Below are 18779 nucleotides of genomic sequence, written 5' to 3'. Positions count from 1 at the left end.
GTTTTGACGCGTTTTCTTCACGCGAACCGGTGCCCACTTCGCTCGAAAACGCTATAGACATTCCGCATGCCGATTTCCTCGGACGCTCCATCGAAAAACGAATTGCGCGCTGCCGCGTTGGCGCGGCGCGATGCCCTGAGTGCGCGCCAGCGCGCCGGCGCGGCGCGCGCGATCGCGGCGCGGATGCCGCCGCTCGATATCACGCCGTCAACGGTCGTCGCCGGCTACGCCCCGATCCGCAGCGAGATCGATCCCGTGCAACTGATGCAGAGGTTTGCCGCGGCCGGCGCGGCGCTTGCGATGCCGGCGATTTCAGCCCGCAACGCCGCGCTGGCGTTCCGCTCGTGGAAGCCGGACGACGCGCTGGTGCCCGGCGCCTTCGGGATTTCCGAGCCGCCCGCCACCGCGCTCGAGGTGGTCCCGGATATCGTGCTGGTGCCGCTCGTGGCGTTCGACCGCTCCGGCCACCGGATCGGCTATGGCGCCGGCTATTACGACCGCACGCTTGCGAGCCTGCGCCGGCAGAAGACCGTCACCGCCATCGGTCTCGCTTTCGCGGCGCAGGAAATTGCGCAGGTGCCGGCGTTGCCCCACGACGTCCGGCTGAATTATGTGGTAACCGAAACCGATCTGTTCGGCTTCGGGAGTTTATGAGGTTGCGTATTCTCTTCATCGGCGACGTCGTCGGCAAGACCGGGCGCACCGCGGTCGGCGATCATCTGCCGGCGCTCATCAGGGAATGGAAACTCGATCTCGTCGTCGTCAACGGCGAGAATGCCGCTGGCGGCTTCGGCATCACCGAGGCGATCTATCAGGAATTTCTCGACGCCGGCGCCGACGCTGTCACGCTCGGCAATCACGCCTGGAATCAGAAAGAGGCGCTGGTGTTCATCGAGCGCGCGCCGCGGCTCATTCGTCCGCTGAATTTCCCGCGTCATACGCCGGGGCGAGGCGCCGCGCTGATCGACACCAAAGATGGCCGCCGCGCGCTCGTCATCAACGCCATGGCGCGCATCTTCATGGAGCCGTTCAACGATCCCTTCCGCGCCATCGAGCGCGAGTTAGATGCCTGCCCGCTGCGCGAGACGGCGGACGCGATCATCGTGGATTTCCACGGCGAGGCGACCAGCGAGAAGCAAAGCATGGGCTTCTTCTGCGACGGCCGCGCCAGCCTCGTGGTCGGGACCCACACCCATGTGCCGACGGCGGATCACCGTATCCTTTCCGGCGGCACCGCCTATATGAGCGATGCCGGCATGACCGGCGACTATGATTCCGTGATCGGAATGCAGAAGGGGGAGCCGCTGCACCGCTTCACCACGGGCATTCCAAGCGGTCGGTTCGAGCCGGCCACCGGCGTCGCCACCTTAAGCGGCGTCGCGGTCGAGACCGACGATGCGACGGGACTCGCCCTGAAGATCGCTCCGGTGCGGCTCGGCGGCCGGCTCGAACCGGCGGCACCGTCGTTCTGGACCTGATGGATGGCGTATCCGTTTTTTACCATCGGCCATTCGACCCGCACGATCGAGGAGTTTGTCGGTCTGCTGCAAGCCGCCGAGGTCCGGCTCGTGGTGGATGTGCGTACCGTCCCGCGCTCGCGGACCAATCCGCAGTACAACCGGGATGAACTGCCCGGCACGCTCGCTGATTTTCATATCGGCTATGAACATATCGCGACGCTCGGCGGCCTGCGCGGGCACAAGCGCGAGACGCCGGACGCCACCAACGCCTTCTGGCAGAACCGGAGCTTCCACAACTACGCCGACTACGCCATGAGCGCGGATTTTCGTGCCGGCCTGGCCCGGCTGAGGGAATTGGGCGGCCAGACGACCTGCACCGTGATGTGCGCGGAAGCGGTGTGGTGGCGATGCCACCGGCGGATCATCGCGGACTATCTGATCCTTGCGGGCGATGCGGTATTCCATATCATGGGCCATGGTCACGTCGAACCCGCGCGGATGACCGAGGGTGCAAGACCCGCGGCTGGCGGAATTCTCACATACCCCGCGATATGACGGCAATCGCGATTTTGGCCGGATGGTCGGAGCAAGTCTTTGATTCGGCCCGTATCCCGGATTATAACGCCGCGCCGCTTCTGCCTTTTGCCGAGACGCCCCGGTGCGCAGCCGCCGGGCTCGCCCAGAATTTAGAGAGACCTGCCGATGGCCGGACATTCCCAGTTCAAGAACATCATGCACCGCAAGGGCAGGCAGGATGCCCAGAAGTCGAAGCTGTTCAGCAAGCTGGCGCGCGAAATCACGGTGGCCGCCAAGTTAGGGACGCCCGATCCGGCGATGAATGCGCGGCTGCGTGCCGCCATGATCGCGGCGCGGGCGGAAAACATGCCCAAGGACAACATCGAGCGCGCCATCAAGAAGGCCAGCGGCCACGACGCCGAGAGCTATGACGAGCTGCGTTACGAAGGCTACGGCCCCGGCGGCGTCGCCATCATCATGGAAGTGCTGACCGACAATCGCAACCGCGCCGCCTCCGACATCCGCTCGTATTTCACCAAGTCCGGCGGCAATCTCGGCGAAACCGGCTCGGTATCGTTCATGTTCGACCGGCTCGGCGTCGTCGAATACGACGCGGACAAGGCCTCGGCCGACGACATGCTGGAAGCCGCCGTTGAGGCCGGCGCCGACGACGTGGTGTCGGGCGAGGGCGGCCACGAAATCTATGCCTCGCAGGAGACCTTCCGCGACGTCGCCAGGGCGCTCGAAGGCAAGTTCGGCGAGGCGCGCAAGGTCGCCTTGATCTGGAAGCCGCAAAACACGGTCGCTGTCGATGACAACACCGGTGAGAAGCTGCTCAAGCTGATCGACCTCCTCAACGAACACGACGACGTCCAGAACGTCTATGCCAATTTCGAAGTCTCCGACGCACTGATGGCCAAGCTGGGCGGGTGAGGCTCGCGGTCATGGCCACCCCCGTCATCGGGCGGCGCTTCGCGCCGACCTGTTGGCTCGCAATGACGAACTAGCGATTTTTTCTTGACGCCGTCCGGCTGAAGGATCATGTCAGCCACAGCGGGATGCTGCGGCCTCGGTCGCGCACCCATCACTGGAAACCACCACATTATGCCAAGCGACAGTCCAGGTACCTGGCCAGGTACCTTGCCGACAGCGGCGCCGGTCTGAGCTTGATGAGCTCACGAGGGCTGCCGTTGCCGGCAGACCCCGAAGGTGAGCTATGATGGATACCTACACCGCCACGGACGGAGACCTCGATGTGTTCGCGCTGGCCTCGCGCCTGAGCGATGGGCATGTCGCCGACAACGTCGAAATCCTCAACCAGCTCGCGCCGCGGGACGCGGCCGCGGTGCTGGTGCTGCTGCCGGTCGATATTTCGGTCGAGATCCTCGACAAGCCCGAGCTGAATTTCGGCCCCGAGATCGTTGAGGCGCTGCCGCGGCAGACCGCGACGCTCATGCTGGCCGGCATGTCGGCCGACATGGCCGCCGACATCGTGCAGCGGCTCGAGGAGCCGGCCCGCACCGAGCTGATGCAGGGGCTCGACGCGGCGACGCGCACGACCATCGAGGGCCTGCTCGCCTACCCGGAAAACACGGCGGGCGCGATGATGACGACCGAGTTCGTCAGCGTGCCCGCGACCTGGACCGTGGAGCGCACCTTGCAGCACATCCGCCAGGTCGAGCGCACCCGCGAGACGGTCTATGCCATCTATGTCCTGGATGCCTTCACCCGCCGGCTGGTCGGCGCGGTGTCGCTGCGGCGGCTGATCGCCGGCGAGCCATTGGTCAGGATCGCCGATCTGGCGCGCTCGCCGATCACCACCTCGCCGCTGACGGACCGCGAGGAGGTGGCGCGGCTGATCTCGCGGCACGACATGCTGGCGGTGCCTGTGATCGATAAGGCCGGGCATGTGCTCGGCATCGTCACGGTCGACGACATCATCGACGCCATCATCGAGGAAAATACCGAGGACGTGCAGAAGTTCGGCGGTATGCAAGCGACCGACGAGCCTTATCTGCAGGTCGGGCTCGCGGCGATGATCCGCAAGCGTGGCGGCTGGCTCGCGGTGCTGTTTCTCGGCGAGATGCTGACCGCCAGCGCCATGCAGCACTTCGAGGGCGAACTGGAAAAGGCCATCGTGCTGACGCTGTTCATCCCGCTGATCATGAGTTCCGGCGGCAATTCCGGGTCGCAGGCGACCTCGCTGCTGATCCGTGCGCTGGCGCTGCGCGAGGTGAAACTCGGCGACTGGTGGCGCGTCGCCTTCCGCGAACTGCCGACGGGCCTGATCCTCGGCGCCATGCTGGGCGTGATTGGCATCGTCCGCGTGGTGGCCTGGCAGAAGCTCGGCATCTACGACTATGGCGAGCACTGGATTCTGGTCGGGCTGACTGTCGCGGCCGCGCTGATCGGCGTCGTGACCTTCGGCTCGGTGGCGGGATCGATGCTCCCGTTCATCCTGCAACGCGCCGGCTTCGACCCTGCCAGCGCCTCGGCGCCGTTCGTCGCCACGCTGGTCGATGTCACCGGCCTGATGATCTATTTCAGCGTCGCGCTGCTGATTTTGCGCGGGACGCTGTTGTAAATTGCGAACGTCATGGCCGGAATAAATCCGGCCATGACGGTTCTTTCCAATGGCTTTGCGACTGTCTGTCCGGGGCGGACGCAGCGTGGCGGTTGCGCTAACATGGGCTATGACCTCCTCACCGATTCGTATTCTGGGCATCGACCCCGGCCTGCGCCGCACCGGCTGGGGCGTGCTCGACATCGAGGGCAACCGGCTGATGTTCGTCGGCTGCGGCTCGGTGGAAACGCGCGAGCAAATGGCGCTGGCGAGCCGGCTGCTGGCGATCCATGAAGGACTCGGCCGGGTACTCGACGAGTTCCGCCCGGCGGAGGCGGCGATCGAGCAGACCTTCGTCAACAAGGACGGCGTGGCGACGCTGAAGCTCGGGCAGGCGCGCGGCGTCGCGATGCTGGCGCCGGCGATGTTCGGCATCGTGGTGGCGGAATACGCGCCCAATCAGGTGAAAAAAACCGTGGTCGGCGCGGGTCACGCCGACAAGACCCAGATCCAGGCGATGCTGAAAATCCTGCTGCCGAAAGCCGATCCGAAGAGCGCCGACGCCGCCGATGCGCTCGCCATCGCCATCACCCACGCGCATCACCGGGGCGCTGCGGCGCTGCGGATGAAGGTGGCTGGATGATGATCGGCAAACTGAAAGGCATCATCGACTCTTACGGCGAGGATTACGTGATCCTCGATGTCGGCGGCGTCGGTTATCAGGTGCATTGCGCCTCGCGCACGCTGCAGGCGCTACCGTCGCCGGGCGCGGCGGCGGTGCTGTCGATCGAGACCTATGTGCGCGAGGACCAGATCAAGCTGTACGGCTTCCGCACCGACCACGAGCGCGAGTGGTTCCGTCTGCTGCAGACGGTGCAGGGCGTCGGTGCGCGGGTGGCGCTTGCGGTGCTCGGCACGCTGTCGCCGGCCGATCTCGCCAACGCTATTGCCTTGCGCGACAAGGCGTCGGTGGCGCGCACGCCGGGCGTCGGCCCGAAAGTGGCCGAACGCATCGTCACCGAATTGAAGGACAAGGCGCCGGCCTTCGCCAACGTCGATCCCGCCGTTGTGCATCTTGCAGGCGCCATCGATGACGCCCGCGCGCCGCGTCCGGTGCGGGATGCGATCTCCGCTCTGGTCAATCTCGGCTACGGTCAGCCGCAGGCGACTGCTGCGATCGCGGTTGCCTCGCGCAGCGCCGGCGACGATGCGGAGACCGCGCAACTGATCCGGCTGGGCTTGAAGGAACTGGCGAAGTGACCGACGTCCCCCGCATGGTCACGCCAGAGCGCCGATCCGACGACGTCGGCGACACCGTGCTGCGGCCGCAAAGGCTGGCCGAGTTCGTCGGCCAGGCTCAGGCCCGCGCCAACCTGCAGATCTTCATCGATGCCGCGCGCAAGCGCAAAGAGGCGCTCGATCACGTGCTGTTCGTCGGTCCCCCCGGCCTCGGCAAGACCACGCTGGCGCAGATCGTGGCGCGTGAACTCGGCGTCGGCTTTCGCGCAACCTCCGGTCCCGTGATCGCCAAGGCCGGCGATCTCGCAGCACTTCTGACCAACTTAGAGGAACGCGATGTGTTGTTCATCGACGAGATTCACCGCCTCTCGCCGGCGGTGGAGGAGGTGCTCTATCCGGCGATGGAGGATTTCCAGCTCGATCTCATCATCGGCGAGGGACCGGCGGCGCGCTCGGTCAAGATCGAGCTTTCGAAGTTCACGCTGGTCGGCGCGACGACGCGCGCAGGCCTTCTCACCAATCCGCTGCGCGACCGCTTCGGCATTCCGGTGCGGCTGAATTTCTACACCGTCGATGAGTTGGAGAAGATCGTCAGCCGCGGCGCCCGTGTTCTCGATGTCGGCATGACGGCGGACGGCGCCAACGAGATCGCCCGCCGCGCCCGCGGCACGCCGCGGATCGCGGGGCGGCTGCTGCGGCGGGTGCGCGACTTCGCCTCCGCCGCCGATGCGGCGTCGATCAACCGTAAGATCGCCGATCATGCGCTGGGCGCACTGGAAGTCGACGCGGCCGGTCTCGATGCGATGGACCGCCGCTACCTCACCACCATCGCGCTGAACTACGGCGGCGGGCCGGTCGGCGTCGAGACCATGGCGGCGGCGCTGTCGGAGCCGCGCGATGCCATCGAGGACATCATCGAGCCGTTCCTGATCCAGTGCGGCTACCTGCAGCGCACCCCGCGCGGCCGGCTACTCACCTCGCACGCGTTTCGCCATCTCGGCCTGACTGAGCCCTCGCGCGATCCCTCGCAGTTCGGCCTGTTCGGCGGAGAGGACGAATGAATTCGCCCGCGCCGGCAACCCATCTCGACGGCGCGATCCGCGACGGCAGGCATCACATGCAGATCCGCGTCTATTACGAAGACACGGATTTTACGGGCCTCGTCTATCACGCCAACTATCTGCGCTTCATGGAGCGCGGGCGCAGCAATTATCTGCGGCTGCTCGGCGCCGACCAGCGCGCGCTGTTCGCGGAGGCCGAAAGCGAGGCGCCGGGTTTTGCCTTCGTGGTGCGCTCGATGCAGCTTGAGTTTCTGAAATCCGCGCGGATGGACGACGTGCTCGACATCGTGACGCGGCCGCTGGATGTCCGCGGCGCCTCGATCACCTTGCATCAGGAGGTGCGGCGCGGCGAGGTGCTGCTGCTGGATGCCAAAGTGAAGGTGGCGTTTGTTTCGGAGGGGCGCGCGAAGCCGATTCCGAAGCCGTTGCGGATGGCAATGAAGGCGGATCAAATCTGATCACCGGCGATCACGTTCTGAATATTGCGTTGTCATGTCCGGACCAAGCGCGGAGCGCGCGGATGGCCGGCCGGTCCTGATGGCGCCGGAAAAATACCTGCCGGAAAATCCTTCATGTGATGTCGGATCGCAGCCGGGCCGTTCGTCCTCGGGTCATACCCTGTCGGAACCCGTCGTTTGCTGGCGGGTTGCCTCGGATCAACTGGTGCACGCAATAACTGGAGCACGTCATGCCCAAAATCACTCCATTCCTTTGGTTCGACACGCAGGCCGAGGAAGCCGCGAAGTTCTACGTTTCGGTGTTCAAGAACTCGAAGATCGTCGAAACGACCTATTACGGCGAAGGCGGCTCGCAGCCGGCCGGAACGGTGCTGACCGTCGAGTTCGAACTCGACGGCAATCGCTTCCTGGCGTTGAACGGCGGCCCGCATTTTCAGTTCAGCGAAGCGATCTCGTTCAGCGTCGACTGCAAGTCGCAGGACGAGGTGGATAACTACTGGAACAAGCTCACCGCCGGTGGCGGCGGCCCGCTTAAGTGCGGCTGGCTCAAGGACAGGTTTGGCGTGTCATGGCAGGTGGTGCCCGATATGATGCCGCGTCTGTTGCAGGACCCGGATCGCGCCAAGGCGGGCCGCGCCATGAAGGCAATGTTGAAGATGAAAAAGATCGTCATCGCTGATCTCGAGGCGGCCGTGCATGGTTAGCGCTCGCGCGGAAAAATCAGAGTCCCGTCCGTCATCGTCCGGCCTGACCGGACGATTCAGTAAACCCGGCCGCACCATGTTGATATCGAGCGAGCGGAATACTGGATGCCCGCCTGTGCGGGCATGACAGCCGGTTGGCGCCGCGCTCGCCTTGCACGTTTTCACATGCGCAATTGCGCATCGGAGGATGACAGCAAGTTTTTCGGTATTGAGCAAAGGACAAACGATCATGCGATTCATGATGCTGATGATCCCGAAGGGCTACGAGACCGCGGCGCCCGGCACCATGCCGGATGCCAAGGCGGTCGCGGCGATGATGAGATACAATCAGGACCTCAAGGACGCCGGCGTGCTGATCACGCTCGACGGCCTGCACCCGCCGTCGATGGGTGCGCGTGTTTCATTCGCCGAGGGCAAGCCGCTCGTGACCGACGGTCCGTTCACCGAGGCCAAGGACGTGCTCGGCGGCTACTGGATGATCGACGTCGCTTCGCGCGACGAGGCGATCGCCTGGGCGACGCGCTGCCCGGCCTCAAGCAACGAGATCATCGAGATACGGCAGGTGCAGGAAATGGCGGACTTCCCTGCCGACGTGCAGGAAGCCGCCGCCGGATTCGAGGCGATGCAGGGCAAATCCGCCAAGGGTTAACGGCGAAGCGGCCGCTGTTTTGGCCGCCGGGGGGCTGCCTCGGGTTCGCCGCAACGCTTCGCGGGGCTGATTTGTGCCGGATTTCGCCGGGCCGGAAGCTGCGGAAACGAGTGGCGTTTCGCCGGGGCTCATGTAAAAACCCTTCACATGAGCTGGCGCAAGGATCATGGCCGCCCCGAGCGCGGCTACCATCACGGCAATCTGAAGGAGGCGTTGCTGCAGGCGGCGCTCGGCCTGATCGCCGAGAAAGGCGCTGCGGGTTTCACCTTCGCCGATGCCGCGCGGTCGGCCGGCGTCAGCCCGGCGGCGCCGTACCGGCATTTCCGCGACCGCGATGAATTGTTATCCAGCATCGCGCAGCGCGGCTTCGAGCAGTTCGAGGCGGTGCTGACAAAAGCCTGGGATGACGGTCGCCCCGATACCGTCAGCGCGTTCGAGCGCGTCGGCCGGGCCTATCTCGCCTTCGCCCGCAATCAGCCCGCATATTACTCGGCGATGTTCGAATCCGGGGTGCCGATCGGCGTCAATCCGATGCTGTCGGCCGCGAGCGAGCGCGCCTTCGGCATCATTCGCGCTGCGGCGGAACGGCTTGCCGCGCTAACGCCTCCCGGCGTCGCGCGACCGCCGGCGCTGATGATGGCGCTGCATATCTGGTCGATGTCGCACGGCATCGCCTCCCTGTTCGGCCGCGGCGATGCGGCGCGTCGCAAGCTGCCGATGTCCGCGGAAGATCTGCTCGAAGCCGGCGTGCTGATTTATCTGCGCGGGCTCGGCTTTCCAACCGAGCGCAGGCCGCCGGAGACTGGCGCCCCGGCCCAGCCGCCGCCGGGTCCGTGGGGTCACAAATCCGCGACCTGACCGATCGGCTCGGGTGCGTACGCGCGGTGACCAGATCATAGGTTCGCGCGGGCAGGCGGCCAAGGGTTTCTGGCGGATCGTGTTTTTCCGTTTTCAAGGTGCCGTCGTCAGCCGGGCCGAATGTTATCAGCCGTAATATCGGGAACCGGGCCGCGACCGCGGCGGCGTTTTTCGCGCAAACTCGCGCTTGACAAAAATCCGCAACGGTCTAGCTATGTAAATGTTATTTACATTCACACGGCGCGATGCCGTTCATGGAGGACGCCCATGGCCAACACCGCTGACTACGATCGCTGGAACGGCCCCAACAACGTGCCGGGGCAGGGCTGCGACCGGTATCCCCGCTTCATGGGTGCGCCCTGGCATCCGCTCCGGATCGTCCTGATCGTACTGGGTTTCATGTTGTGGTGGCCGATCGGCCTCGCACTTCTCTTCTTCACACTCGGGAGCAGAAAAATGGGTTGCTGGAGCAACGATCGTTTCGAAAACAAGATGCAGCGGATGCAGTATAAGATGGAGCGGATGCGCGATCACATGGAGCGCCGGGGCTTTGGCTTCCGCGGCTTTGGCACGCCCTCCAGCGGCAACCGCGCTTTTGATGAGTATCGCATGGAGACGCTGCGGCGGCTTGAGGAAGAGCAGACCGAGTTCAAGGACTTCCTGGATCGCCTGCGTCACGCCAAGGACAAGGAAGAGTTCGACGCGTTCATGGCGCAGCACCGCCCACGCCCGACGCCGCCGAACGATCAGCCGCAAGGTCAGTAATCAAGGACGCCGATCTCGCCGGCTTTGATGCCACCATAAGAGCTAGCGCCGCCGACATGACCGCCCGCCTGCACAACAGGCGGGCGTTCTTGCGTTCGGCAACACCACGTTGAAGCCCGTCGTAACGATCCGAGAAATGCGGCCTTGGCGTCTGCCCATGTCTGCCCGGTCGGGCCGCGACCGGCCCTCGGTGTGCAAGGGCCGGAGAACAGTGTGGTTCCGCGCTCGTAATTCTTCCTTGGTAACCTGGCCTTAACCATGATTAGCGCTTGGTTACAGTCGTTAAGATGCGCCGATAGCCCTCGTTTTGACATGTTGGCAGGGGATGCAAGTTCTGGCTTTGGACGGGCCCCCCATGTGACTAAACCGGCTTTTCGCGTGGCGATTTACGCCGCGTGCGCTTCGTGGCTGCGAAACCGCCGGCGGAGATCGCCCCGGGTCTATAGGGATATCTTGCGTTGAGAGGACTCTGCTCATGAATCCGGCCGACGTGGCACAGTCAGCCTTACCCCTGGCCTCAGCCGACGTGTCGCTGATTACGCTTTTTTTCCACGCTCACTGGATCGTGAAGGCGGTCATGCTGGGTCTGTTGGGCTGTTCGGTGTGGGTCTGGGCGATCGCGATCGACAAGATGTTTCTCTACGCCCGCACCAAGCGCGCGATGGACCGTTTCGAGCAGGCCTTCTGGTCGGGAGAGTCGATCGAGGACCTGTACCGGGCGTTGTCGGCCAAGCCGACGCAGTCGATGGCCGCTTGCTTCGTCGCGGCGATGCGCGAGTGGAAACGCTCGTTCGAAAGTCAGACGCGCTCGTTCGCCGGCCTTCAGATGCGGATCGAGAAGGTGATGAACGTCTCGATCGCGCGCGAGATCGAACGGCTGGAGCGGCGGCTGCTGGTGCTGGCGACGGTCGGCTCGGCCGGGCCCTTCGTCGGCCTGTTCGGCACCGTGTGGGGCATCATGTCGAGCTTCCAGTCGATCGCCGCGTCGAAGAATACCTCGCTGGCGGTGGTGGCGCCGGGCATTGCCGAAGCGCTGTTCGCAACGGCGGTCGGCCTTATCGCCGCCATTCCGGCGACTATTTTCTACAATAAGTTCACCTCGGAAGTGAATCGCCAGGCCCAGCGGCTTGAGGGTTTCGCCGACGAATTTTCCGCGATCCTGTCACGCCAGATCGACGAGCGGGCTTGAGGTCGGACGGCATGGAAACGGACGGTCCATCATGGCGATGAATCCGGCAGCGCCCTCCTCGGGCGGCGCAGGGCGGCGCGGGCGGCGGCGGTCACAGCCGATGGCCGAGATCAACGTCACGCCGATGGTCGACGTCATGCTGGTGCTTCTGATCATCTTCATGGTGTCGGCGCCGCTTTTGACCGTCGGCGTGCCGCTCGATCTGCCGCAGACCCAGGCCAAGAGCCTTGAGCAGGACAAGACGCCGCTGCAGTTGTCGGTCGACGTCCAGGGACGGGTTTTCATCAACGACACTGAAGTCACGATGGCCGATCTGGTGCCGAAGCTGAAGGCGATTACCGATGCCCGCGGCGGCCTCGACGAGCGCATCTTCATGCGCGCCGACAAGAAGGCCGATTACGGCACGGTGGCGCGGGTGATGGGTCAGCTCTCTGGCGCGGGATTCAAGCGCCTCGCCTTGGTGACGGAAGTGGATCAGGGAACGTAGATTGAAGGTCAAGGTCGACAAGACACTGGCGGCGTCGATTGCCCTGCACGTGCTCGTGATCGGGTGGGGACTGGTGTCGTTTTCGTCGAAGGCCTTCGAGTCGGTGCCGGAGGAATCCCTGCCGGTCGACGTCATTTCCGCCGATCAACTCGCCCATGTGACGGCCGGCATGAAGACCGGCAAGAAGGAAAGCCCGAAGCCGCTGGTCGAGAAGGTCGCCGAGGCCACGCCGCCACCGGAGGACACCGTCGGCAAGATCGACGACAAGAAGCCTCCGGTCGTGACCGACACTGCGCCGCCGCCGGTGCCGAAGCCCGTGGAGAGGCCGGTCGAGAAGAAGCCGGATCCGCCCAAGCCCGTCGTCGAGAACAAGCCGAAGGAAGAACCGAAGCCGATCGAAAAGAAGCCCGATCCGCCGAAGGTCGATCCGATCGCGGAGGCGCTGAAGAAGGAAGAAGCCAAGAAACCCAAGCCGAAGCAGCAGGCCAAGGCCGCGCCGCCGAAGCCGGAACGGCCGAAAGCCGAGCGCGTGTTCGACCAATCGAAGATCGCGGCGTTGCTCGACAAGCGCGATCCCACCCGTCGCTCGGCCGCCGGCGACACGCTGAATTCGAACGCCGCGCTCGGTCTCGCACATGGCAAGGCCGCCGACAATTCCGCGACCTGGGGCGCGATGTTCAAGACTCAGGTCGAGCGTTGCTGGAAGAAGCCCTATGGCGGGCTCGAAGCGCAGATGACCGAGGCGATCTTCAGCATCAAGCTGAAACGCGACGGCACGCTGGAGACCACGCCGACCGCGATCAGCAACCCGTCGACGCCGTACTTCCGCGTCTATCAGGAGAGCGCGCTGCGCGCGATCATCGAATGCCAGCCTTATAATCTGCCGGCGCAATTTTTCGACGAGTGGAAGTTCTTTGAGCCCGTATTCACCGAGCGAAAGTCGTAAGGCGCCGCGGCCGCGAACGTACCGAGATGGAAGAAAACAACGCCGATGATTGATCGAGATGACTTGTCGAAGATGCCGTTTCACCCGAGCCGCCGCCAGATGATCTCCGGGATGGCCTCGGCCGCCGTGTTGCTGGGCGGCGGGCGAGCCTTCGGACAGGCGCGGGTGCAGATCGACCAGGGCAATGTGGCGCCGCTCCCGATCGCCATTCCGAATTTCGTTGCAGGCTCGCCGTCGGATAGCGAGGTCGGCGCCGGCGTCGCCAAGGTCATCACCAACAATCTCAAGCGCAGCGGGTTGTTCGCGCCGATAGACCAGGCCGCGTATATCGAGAAGATCACCAATATCGACGTGCCGCCGCAGTTCGCCAACTGGAAGACCATTAACGCGCAGGCGCTGGTGACCGGGCGTATGACGCGCCAGGGCGACGGGCGGCTCAAGGCCGAGTTTCGCCTGTGGGACGTCGCGACCGGCCAGCAGCTCGCAGGCCAGCAATATTTCACGTCGCCGGAATACTGGCGGCGGATCGCGCACATCATCTCGGATCAGATCTACGAACGTCTGACCGGCGAGAAAGGCTATTTCGACAGCCGCGTCGTGTTCGTCGACGAGTCCGGGGCCGCACAACACCGCATCAAGCGTCTGGCGCTGATGGATCAGGACGGCGCCAACGTGCGCTATCTGACGCGCGGCGCCGACCTCGTGATCACGCCGCGCTTTTCGCCCTCGACCCAGGAAATTACCTACATGGAATTCGGGCAGGGCGATCCGCGGGTTTATCTGTTCAACATCGAAACCGGACAGCGCGAAATCGTCGGTAACTTTCCCGGTATGTCATTCTCGCCGCGTTTTGCGCCCGATGGTCAGCGCATCATCATGAGTCTGCAGCAAGGCGGAAACTCGAACCTGTTCGTGATGGACCTTCGCTCGAAGTCGACCACGCGTCTGACCGACACGCCGGCCATCGACACGTCGCCGTCCTATTCGCCCGACGGCGGCCGCATCTGCTTCGAGTCGGATCGCGGCGGCAGGCCCCAAATCTATGTGATGGGGGCGACCGGCGGTGCGGCGCAGCGCATCTCGTTCGGCGAGGGTTCCTACTCGACCCCGGTCTGGTCGCCGCGCGGCGATTACATCGCCTTCACCAAGCAGGGTGGCGGCCAGTTTTCCATCGGCATCATCAAGCCGGATGGTTCGGGCGAGCGGATCCTGACGTCGGGATTTCACAACGAGGGCCCGACTTTCGCGCCGAACGGCCGGGTCCTGATGTTCTTCCGCGACCCCGGCGGCAACAGCGGGCCGTCGCTCTATACGATCGACGTCTCCGGCCGCAATGAATTGAAGGTTCCCACGCCCGGTTTCGCATCCGATCCGGCATGGTCGCCCCTGCTCTCATAGTCCGGCGCGCCGCGCGGGGGCCATGCACACCGGCCCGCGGCCGGAACAGTTTGCCTGGTGGAGTGAATCTGACATTCGTGACCCGCCTGGCCGCGTGTCCGGGACCCGAATGTTAAATCCCTTCGATTCTAACATTTGCAAGAACGCTCGCTGAAACGGGATGCGAACGTAGAATCGGACCGCTAGCCTCCTGATTCAGGAGGCAAATTCGACTTTTCGGCGATCGCCTCAAGGTCTCGCTAACGATGTTCGCTCAGAAAGGCTTCATTAGCAGTCGGTAACACTGTGCGCCCGAGAAAGGATGCGCGCATACCCGATGCAATTGGCCGATCACCATCGCCACACGGATCATACGATGTCGCCAGCGATATATGCGGCGCTCGTGGGTTCGCTATTCCAGAATCCGGCGCCGATGTTCGCCGGCGCGGTTTGTGCGGCGATTGCCGCCGTCATGACCGCGTTGAAGACCGGCAATCATCTGCTGTGGCCGTGCGCGGTGCTTCTGGTCATGATCGGCGCGCTCCGCAGCTTCGACATGGCGAAATACAAGAGCCGCGGTTCGGACCTGACCGTGGCCGAGGCAGCGCGCTGGGAGACCCGGTATCAGATCGGAGCGGTGCTCTACGCGATTGTGCTCGGCGCATGGTGCGCCATCGCGCTTCTGATGACCGACGATGCGGTCGCGCATATGATCTGTATCTCGGTCACCACGGGATACGTGGCGGCTGGCGCCGGCCGCGCTTATGGGCGCCCGTGGATTTTCCACGTGCAAATTCTGCTGACCTGCGGACCGATGGCGGGGGCGATGGTGCTGCACGGCAACCCCTACTACGTGGGGATGGCGCTTCTCACCGTGCTGTATTTCCTCGGCCTCGAGAGGATCACGACGAGACTGCAGGAGATTTTCGTTCGCGCTCTGATCGCACGGGAACGCGAAGCGGCCATAGCCGGCCAGTTCGACACCGCGCTGAACAACATGCCCCATGGCCTGTGCATGTTCGGCGCCGATGGCCGCCTGGGCGTGATGAACTATCGCTTCGGCGAAATGATGCATCTCGCCGACAGCTTCGTGCATCGCCGCGTTGGTGCGGCGGATGTCATCGCGGCATGCGTGGCGGTAGGAACGATGTCACCCGAAAACGGAAGCACGATTATCTCGGAGATCGAGAATTCACAGGCCGGCGCAATCGTGACCGCCGACTTGGATAGGGAACGCGGTCGGGCGCTGTCGTGGACGTTCCAGCCAATGGTCGGCGGAGGCACGGTCGTTCTCGTCGAGGACATCACGGAGCGGCGCAAGGCGGAAGCCAAAATCAGCCATCTCGCCCGCTTCGATTCGCTGACGGAACTGCCCAACAGGCTCAGCTTTCGCGACGAAATCGAACGCCTGCTGGCGATCGCAAACAGCGAGTCGCGGTTGTCGGCGCTGCTGTTCATCGATCTCGATCAATTCAAGCAGATCAACGATACGCTCGGCCATCCCTGCGGCGATCGCCTGTTATGCATTGTCGCCGACCGGCTCCGCGGAATGCTGCGCCCGGACGATTTCGTCGCGCGATTCGGCGGCGACGAATTCGTCGTGTTCCAGCAAAACATTCAGTCGGCGGAGGAGGCGGCGGCGCTGTCCCGCCGCGTCGTCGAACGGCTCACCGAGCGATACGAGATCGATCGCCACCTGGTCGAGATCGGCGCCAGCATCGGTATCGCGCTGACATCGCCCGGCGTCACGGCCGACAACCTTCTCAAGCAGGCCGACATGGCGCTCTATCGCGCCAAGGCGGGCGGCCGCGGAACCTTCTGCTTCTTCCGTAACGAGATGGCGGAAATCGTCGAAGCGCGCCGCGTCCTCGAACTCGATCTGCGCAAGGCGCTGGCCAAGGAAGAGTTCGAGCTGTTCTATCAACCGTTGGTCAATCTGAAATCGGGACGGATCACCACTTGCGAGGCGCTGCTGCGCTGGAATCATCCCACGCGCGGAATGGTGTCACCGATCGATATCATCCCGGTGGCGGAGGAGATCGGCCTGATCGTCGATCTCGGTCGCTGGATTTTGCGCAAGGCCTGCATGGAATGCATGACGTGGCCGGACGCTGTCAGCGTCGCCGTTAATTTCTCGTCACAGCAGTTCCACCAGCGCGATGTCCTGAGCGAAGTCCGTTATGCACTCGAGGTCTCCGGCCTTCCCGCGCACCGCCTTGAAATCGAAATCACGGAATCGTCCTTGCTGCGCAACACCCAGTGGACGCACGATGCGCTCACGCAGTTGCGCTCGGCGGGCGTGAGGATTTCGCTCGACGATTTTGGTACCGGCTATTCGAGCCTCAGTTATCTGCACAATTTCCCGCTTCAGAAAGTCAAGATCGACCGCTCCTTCCTCGAGGGGATCGATGCAGACCGGCCGCTGACGCTGCTGCGCGGGGTGGCGCGGCTGAGCGCCGATCTCGGCATGTCCGTCGTCGTCGAAGGCATCGAAACCAACGAGCAGCTCGAACTCATCAGTGCCGACGGCACGGTGACGGAAGCGCAGGGCTATCTGTTCAGCCGGCCGGTGTCTGCGGCTCGCATCCGTCAACTGCTGGATGCCTCCCATGGGCGCCATCTGCGTGACGACAATGTGAAGGTCCTCCCGTCCCGGTCGATCGCTTGAAATTTTTTTCCACAATACGCCCGCTGCGCCGAATTGAATTCTTCTAATCCGAGCGGACCCTGCGCCGGGAGAAGCGGACCTGCGCCGGGAAATGTGAATGTGAAGGATATCGTGGATACCGGTTAACATTAATGCTCCGTTATCTTTGCACATCCGTTAGCAAAGCGTTAACCTTCGGCTGCCGGCTGGAATTCAAGGTGGCTCGGGGGTGTTCCAATGAGCTCAGCTCAACAAGCAACCGCCAAACCTGCGGAACGTGGCATCGAGCTTCTCGATCGCATCGATTATCGTTTGGTGGAAACTTCAGCGGATAAGGATACGATCTACCGTCTTCGCTATCGCGCCTACCTGAATGAAGGTGCGATCGAGCCCAACCGCGACCACAAAATCACCGATCGTTACGACGATATGCCGAACGCCTGGATTTTCGGCGTCTACCTGGATGGCGCGCTCGCCAGTTCCATCCGTCTCAGCATCTCATCGCCGGAACATCCTCTCTGTCCTTCGGTGGATGTGTTCCGCGACTATCTTCAGCCGGAGGTCGATCAGGGCAAGGTCATGGTCGATCCGACCCGCTTTGTCGCGGATCCGGAACTCGCGGGGCAATTTCCGGAGTTGCCGTACCTCACGCTCCGGCTGTGCTTCGTCGCCTGCAGCTTCTTCAATGCCGATCTCGGTCTGGCGACTGTCCGTCCTGAGCACCAAACGTTCTACAGGCGCCTGTTCAATCATCAGCCGCTGAGCCCGCCACGCCTCTACCCAGGTTTGATCAAGCCGATTTGCCTGATGGCGGTCGATTTTCCGGCGTCGCGCGAAAAGGTCTTCGCCCGCTATCCTTATCTGCGTTCGAGCTATTTCGAGCGGCGGATGCTGTTCGAGCGCAGGGCTGGAACCGTGACGCCCGTACTGACCGGTCCTTCGTTTCCGTTCGCGCGGGCCTCGATCGTTCCGAGGTCCTGATCCGGTGCCGGACTTCGGCCCCGAGGGGTCCGGGGCTGCCGGCTGTATCCAGTGCATGCAAATGACCGGATATTGCCGATCATTGCGTTGTCGGGGCGGATTTGCGGATTCGCAGGGTCCGAAAACCGGCTGTCGGTTCACCCTCGCGCCACATTTGCAACTCATTAACCATCACGGGGGCTTCTTCCGAAAACGTGGCATTTGATGCAGTCGGGCAACGTCTCATCAAGGTTGACGGAACGTTCGCTTAACCATCGCCCTGTAGAGCGGATGACAGTGGAAAAACGTGAGCGTGGAGGCTCCGGAATGTTACACCAGAAGCGATTCATCCGGGGAATGAAGCTGGCTGCCGTGCTCGCGGTGGCGCTGTCGATGGGCGCCTGTGCCAACAAGAATCCTTTGGATGGTGCCGGCGGGATGGCCAATGCGGCGACCCCGGGCAGCCAGCAGGATTTCGTGGTCAATGTCGGCGACCGCGTTTTCTTTGAGAGCGACCAGACTAATCTGTCGCCGCAGGCGATCACCACCCTGGAGAAGCAGGCGCGTTGGCTGCAGACCTACAATCGCTATTCCTTCACCATCGAAGGCCATGCCGACGAGCGCGGCACCCGCGAGTACAACATCGCGCTCGGCGCGCGCCGCGCGCAGACGGTTCGTTCTTTCCTGGCGTCGCGTGGCATCAACCCGAGCCGGATGCGGACCATTTCCTACGGCAAGGAGCGCCCGGTCGCGGTCTGCAACGACATCTCCTGCTGGTCCCAGAACCGCCGTGCCGTCACGGTGCTGAACGCCAGTTCCTGAAGCTTCGCGCATCCTGGATTTCAGCCGGCGCCTTCGGGCGCCGGCTTTGTTTTGCGCCGGGACTGCCAGGGCACCTAT

General features: G+C 63.6%; 20 protein-coding genes. All 20 read left to right on the top strand.

Features of this window, described 5'->3' with window-relative positions; translation table 11 throughout:
* Window positions 1-66 precede the first annotated feature (66 nt).
* The 20 genes from NHAM_RS18105 to pal all read left to right on the top strand — a co-directional run bounded on the left by NHAM_RS18105 (window position 67) and on the right by pal (window position 18701).
* Window positions 67-654 (top strand): 5-formyltetrahydrofolate cyclo-ligase, encoded by a 588-nt coding sequence (locus tag NHAM_RS18105; protein ID WP_011511899.1) that lies wholly within the window; start codon window positions 67-69, stop codon window positions 652-654.
* 2 nt (window positions 655-656) lie between these two features.
* On the top strand, window positions 657-1478 hold the full coding sequence (locus NHAM_RS18100; RefSeq protein ID WP_011511898.1) for a TIGR00282 family metallophosphoesterase: 822 nt from the start codon (window positions 657-659) through the stop codon (window positions 1476-1478).
* Window positions 1479-1481: 3 nt separating this feature from the next.
* Entirely contained in the window at window positions 1482-2015 is a 534-nt protein-coding gene (locus NHAM_RS18095) for a DUF488 domain-containing protein (RefSeq protein ID WP_011511897.1), read from the top strand.
* Window positions 2016-2162: 147 nt separating this feature from the next.
* The gene (locus NHAM_RS18090; RefSeq protein ID WP_011511896.1) at window positions 2163-2909 is read left to right on the top strand and encodes a YebC/PmpR family DNA-binding transcriptional regulator; all 747 of its coding nucleotides are present in this window, start codon (window positions 2163-2165) and stop codon (window positions 2907-2909) included.
* A gap of 283 nt (window positions 2910-3192) precedes the next feature.
* Window positions 3193-4560, top strand: a complete 1368-nt coding sequence (gene mgtE, locus NHAM_RS18085) for a magnesium transporter (RefSeq protein WP_041358341.1) — start codon at window positions 3193-3195, stop codon at window positions 4558-4560.
* A gap of 109 nt (window positions 4561-4669) precedes the next feature.
* Window positions 4670-5182 (top strand): crossover junction endodeoxyribonuclease RuvC, encoded by a 513-nt coding sequence (ruvC, locus tag NHAM_RS18080; RefSeq protein WP_041358339.1) that lies wholly within the window; start codon window positions 4670-4672, stop codon window positions 5180-5182.
* Window positions 5182-5799 (top strand): Holliday junction branch migration protein RuvA, encoded by a 618-nt coding sequence (gene ruvA / locus NHAM_RS18075; RefSeq protein ID WP_041359236.1) that lies wholly within the window; start codon window positions 5182-5184, stop codon window positions 5797-5799. The genes ruvC and ruvA overlap by 1 nt, the downstream gene beginning before the upstream one ends.
* Complete coding sequence (gene ruvB / locus NHAM_RS18070) at window positions 5796-6839, top strand: Holliday junction branch migration DNA helicase RuvB (RefSeq protein WP_011511892.1); 1044 nt, start codon at window positions 5796-5798, stop codon at window positions 6837-6839. The genes ruvA and ruvB overlap by 4 nt, the downstream gene beginning before the upstream one ends.
* The gene (ybgC, locus tag NHAM_RS18065) at window positions 6836-7297 is read left to right on the top strand and encodes a tol-pal system-associated acyl-CoA thioesterase (RefSeq protein WP_011511891.1); all 462 of its coding nucleotides are present in this window, start codon (window positions 6836-6838) and stop codon (window positions 7295-7297) included. Before ruvB ends, ybgC begins: the two co-directional genes overlap by 4 nt.
* Before the next feature lie 230 nt (window positions 7298-7527).
* Window positions 7528-8001 carry a VOC family protein gene (locus NHAM_RS18060; RefSeq protein WP_011511890.1) on the top strand — a complete coding sequence of 158 codons (474 nt, stop codon included), beginning with the start codon at window positions 7528-7530 and terminating at the stop codon, window positions 7999-8001.
* 229 nt (window positions 8002-8230) lie between these two features.
* Entirely contained in the window at window positions 8231-8650 is a 420-nt protein-coding gene (locus NHAM_RS18055; RefSeq protein WP_011511889.1) for a YciI family protein, read from the top strand.
* A 147-nt stretch (window positions 8651-8797) separates the two neighbouring features.
* On the top strand, window positions 8798-9508 hold the full coding sequence (locus NHAM_RS18050; RefSeq protein ID WP_011511888.1) for a TetR/AcrR family transcriptional regulator: 711 nt from the start codon (window positions 8798-8800) through the stop codon (window positions 9506-9508).
* A gap of 267 nt (window positions 9509-9775) precedes the next feature.
* On the top strand, window positions 9776-10273 hold the full coding sequence (locus NHAM_RS18045) for a DUF2852 domain-containing protein (RefSeq protein ID WP_011511887.1): 498 nt from the start codon (window positions 9776-9778) through the stop codon (window positions 10271-10273).
* Window positions 10274-10748: 475 nt separating this feature from the next.
* Window positions 10749-11462, top strand: coding sequence for a protein TolQ (tolQ, locus tag NHAM_RS18040; RefSeq protein WP_011511886.1), 714 nt, complete (start codon window positions 10749-10751; stop codon window positions 11460-11462).
* A 31-nt stretch (window positions 11463-11493) separates the two neighbouring features.
* On the top strand, window positions 11494-11949 hold the full coding sequence (locus NHAM_RS18035) for an ExbD/TolR family protein (RefSeq protein WP_011511885.1): 456 nt from the start codon (window positions 11494-11496) through the stop codon (window positions 11947-11949).
* Window position 11950: 1 nt separating this feature from the next.
* Complete coding sequence (locus tag NHAM_RS18030) at window positions 11951-12895, top strand: cell envelope integrity/translocation protein TolA (protein WP_011511884.1); 945 nt, start codon at window positions 11951-11953, stop codon at window positions 12893-12895.
* A 72-nt stretch (window positions 12896-12967) separates the two neighbouring features.
* Entirely contained in the window at window positions 12968-14293 is a 1326-nt protein-coding gene (gene tolB, locus NHAM_RS18025; protein WP_041358336.1) for a Tol-Pal system beta propeller repeat protein TolB, read from the top strand.
* Window positions 14294-14609: 316 nt separating this feature from the next.
* Window positions 14610-16940, top strand: a complete 2331-nt coding sequence (locus NHAM_RS18020) for an EAL domain-containing protein (protein WP_041359235.1) — start codon at window positions 14610-14612, stop codon at window positions 16938-16940.
* Window positions 16941-17156: 216 nt separating this feature from the next.
* A complete protein-coding gene (locus NHAM_RS18015) occupies window positions 17157-17900 on the top strand; it encodes an N-acyl amino acid synthase FeeM domain-containing protein (RefSeq protein ID WP_011511881.1) in 744 nt (247 codons plus the stop codon).
* Between the two features lie 306 nt (window positions 17901-18206).
* A complete protein-coding gene (pal, locus tag NHAM_RS18010; protein ID WP_011511880.1) occupies window positions 18207-18701 on the top strand; it encodes a peptidoglycan-associated lipoprotein Pal in 495 nt (164 codons plus the stop codon).
* The last annotated feature ends 78 nt before the right edge of the window (window positions 18702-18779 follow it).

The sequence above is a fragment of the Nitrobacter hamburgensis X14 genome (assembly GCF_000013885.1).
Classification (GTDB): domain Bacteria; phylum Pseudomonadota; class Alphaproteobacteria; order Rhizobiales; family Xanthobacteraceae; genus Nitrobacter; species Nitrobacter hamburgensis.
This window is presented reverse-complemented; position numbering and strand designations above follow the sequence as displayed.

What these genes read in the sequence shown, in the direction of transcription:
- pal (WP_011511880.1), top strand. Translation starts at nt 18,207, where the DNA reads ATGTTACACCAGAAGCGATTCATCCGGGGAATGAAGCTGGCTGCCGTG.
- NHAM_RS18035 (WP_011511885.1), top strand. Translation starts at nt 11,494, where the DNA reads ATGGCGATGAATCCGGCAGCGCCCTCCTCGGGCGGCGCAGGGCGGCGC.
- NHAM_RS18060 (WP_011511890.1), top strand. Translation starts at nt 7,528, where the DNA reads ATGCCCAAAATCACTCCATTCCTTTGGTTCGACACGCAGGCCGAGGAA.
- ruvC (WP_041358339.1), top strand. Translation starts at nt 4,670, where the DNA reads ATGACCTCCTCACCGATTCGTATTCTGGGCATCGACCCCGGCCTGCGC.
- NHAM_RS18045 (WP_011511887.1), top strand. Translation starts at nt 9,776, where the DNA reads ATGGCCAACACCGCTGACTACGATCGCTGGAACGGCCCCAACAACGTG.
- tolQ (WP_011511886.1), top strand. Translation starts at nt 10,749, where the DNA reads ATGAATCCGGCCGACGTGGCACAGTCAGCCTTACCCCTGGCCTCAGCC.
- NHAM_RS18055 (WP_011511889.1), top strand. Translation starts at nt 8,231, where the DNA reads ATGCGATTCATGATGCTGATGATCCCGAAGGGCTACGAGACCGCGGCG.
- NHAM_RS18020 (WP_041359235.1), top strand. Translation starts at nt 14,610, where the DNA reads ATGCAATTGGCCGATCACCATCGCCACACGGATCATACGATGTCGCCA.
- ruvA (WP_041359236.1), top strand. Translation starts at nt 5,182, where the DNA reads ATGATCGGCAAACTGAAAGGCATCATCGACTCTTACGGCGAGGATTAC.
- NHAM_RS18050 (WP_011511888.1), top strand. Translation starts at nt 8,798, where the DNA reads ATGAGCTGGCGCAAGGATCATGGCCGCCCCGAGCGCGGCTACCATCAC.
- NHAM_RS18090 (WP_011511896.1), top strand. Translation starts at nt 2,163, where the DNA reads ATGGCCGGACATTCCCAGTTCAAGAACATCATGCACCGCAAGGGCAGG.
- mgtE (WP_041358341.1), top strand. Translation starts at nt 3,193, where the DNA reads ATGATGGATACCTACACCGCCACGGACGGAGACCTCGATGTGTTCGCG.
- ybgC (WP_011511891.1), top strand. Translation starts at nt 6,836, where the DNA reads ATGAATTCGCCCGCGCCGGCAACCCATCTCGACGGCGCGATCCGCGAC.
- NHAM_RS18095 (WP_011511897.1), top strand. Translation starts at nt 1,482, where the DNA reads ATGGCGTATCCGTTTTTTACCATCGGCCATTCGACCCGCACGATCGAG.
- NHAM_RS18105 (WP_011511899.1), top strand. Translation starts at nt 67, where the DNA reads ATGCCGATTTCCTCGGACGCTCCATCGAAAAACGAATTGCGCGCTGCC.
- NHAM_RS18015 (WP_011511881.1), top strand. Translation starts at nt 17,157, where the DNA reads ATGAGCTCAGCTCAACAAGCAACCGCCAAACCTGCGGAACGTGGCATC.
- tolB (WP_041358336.1), top strand. Translation starts at nt 12,968, where the DNA reads ATGCCGTTTCACCCGAGCCGCCGCCAGATGATCTCCGGGATGGCCTCG.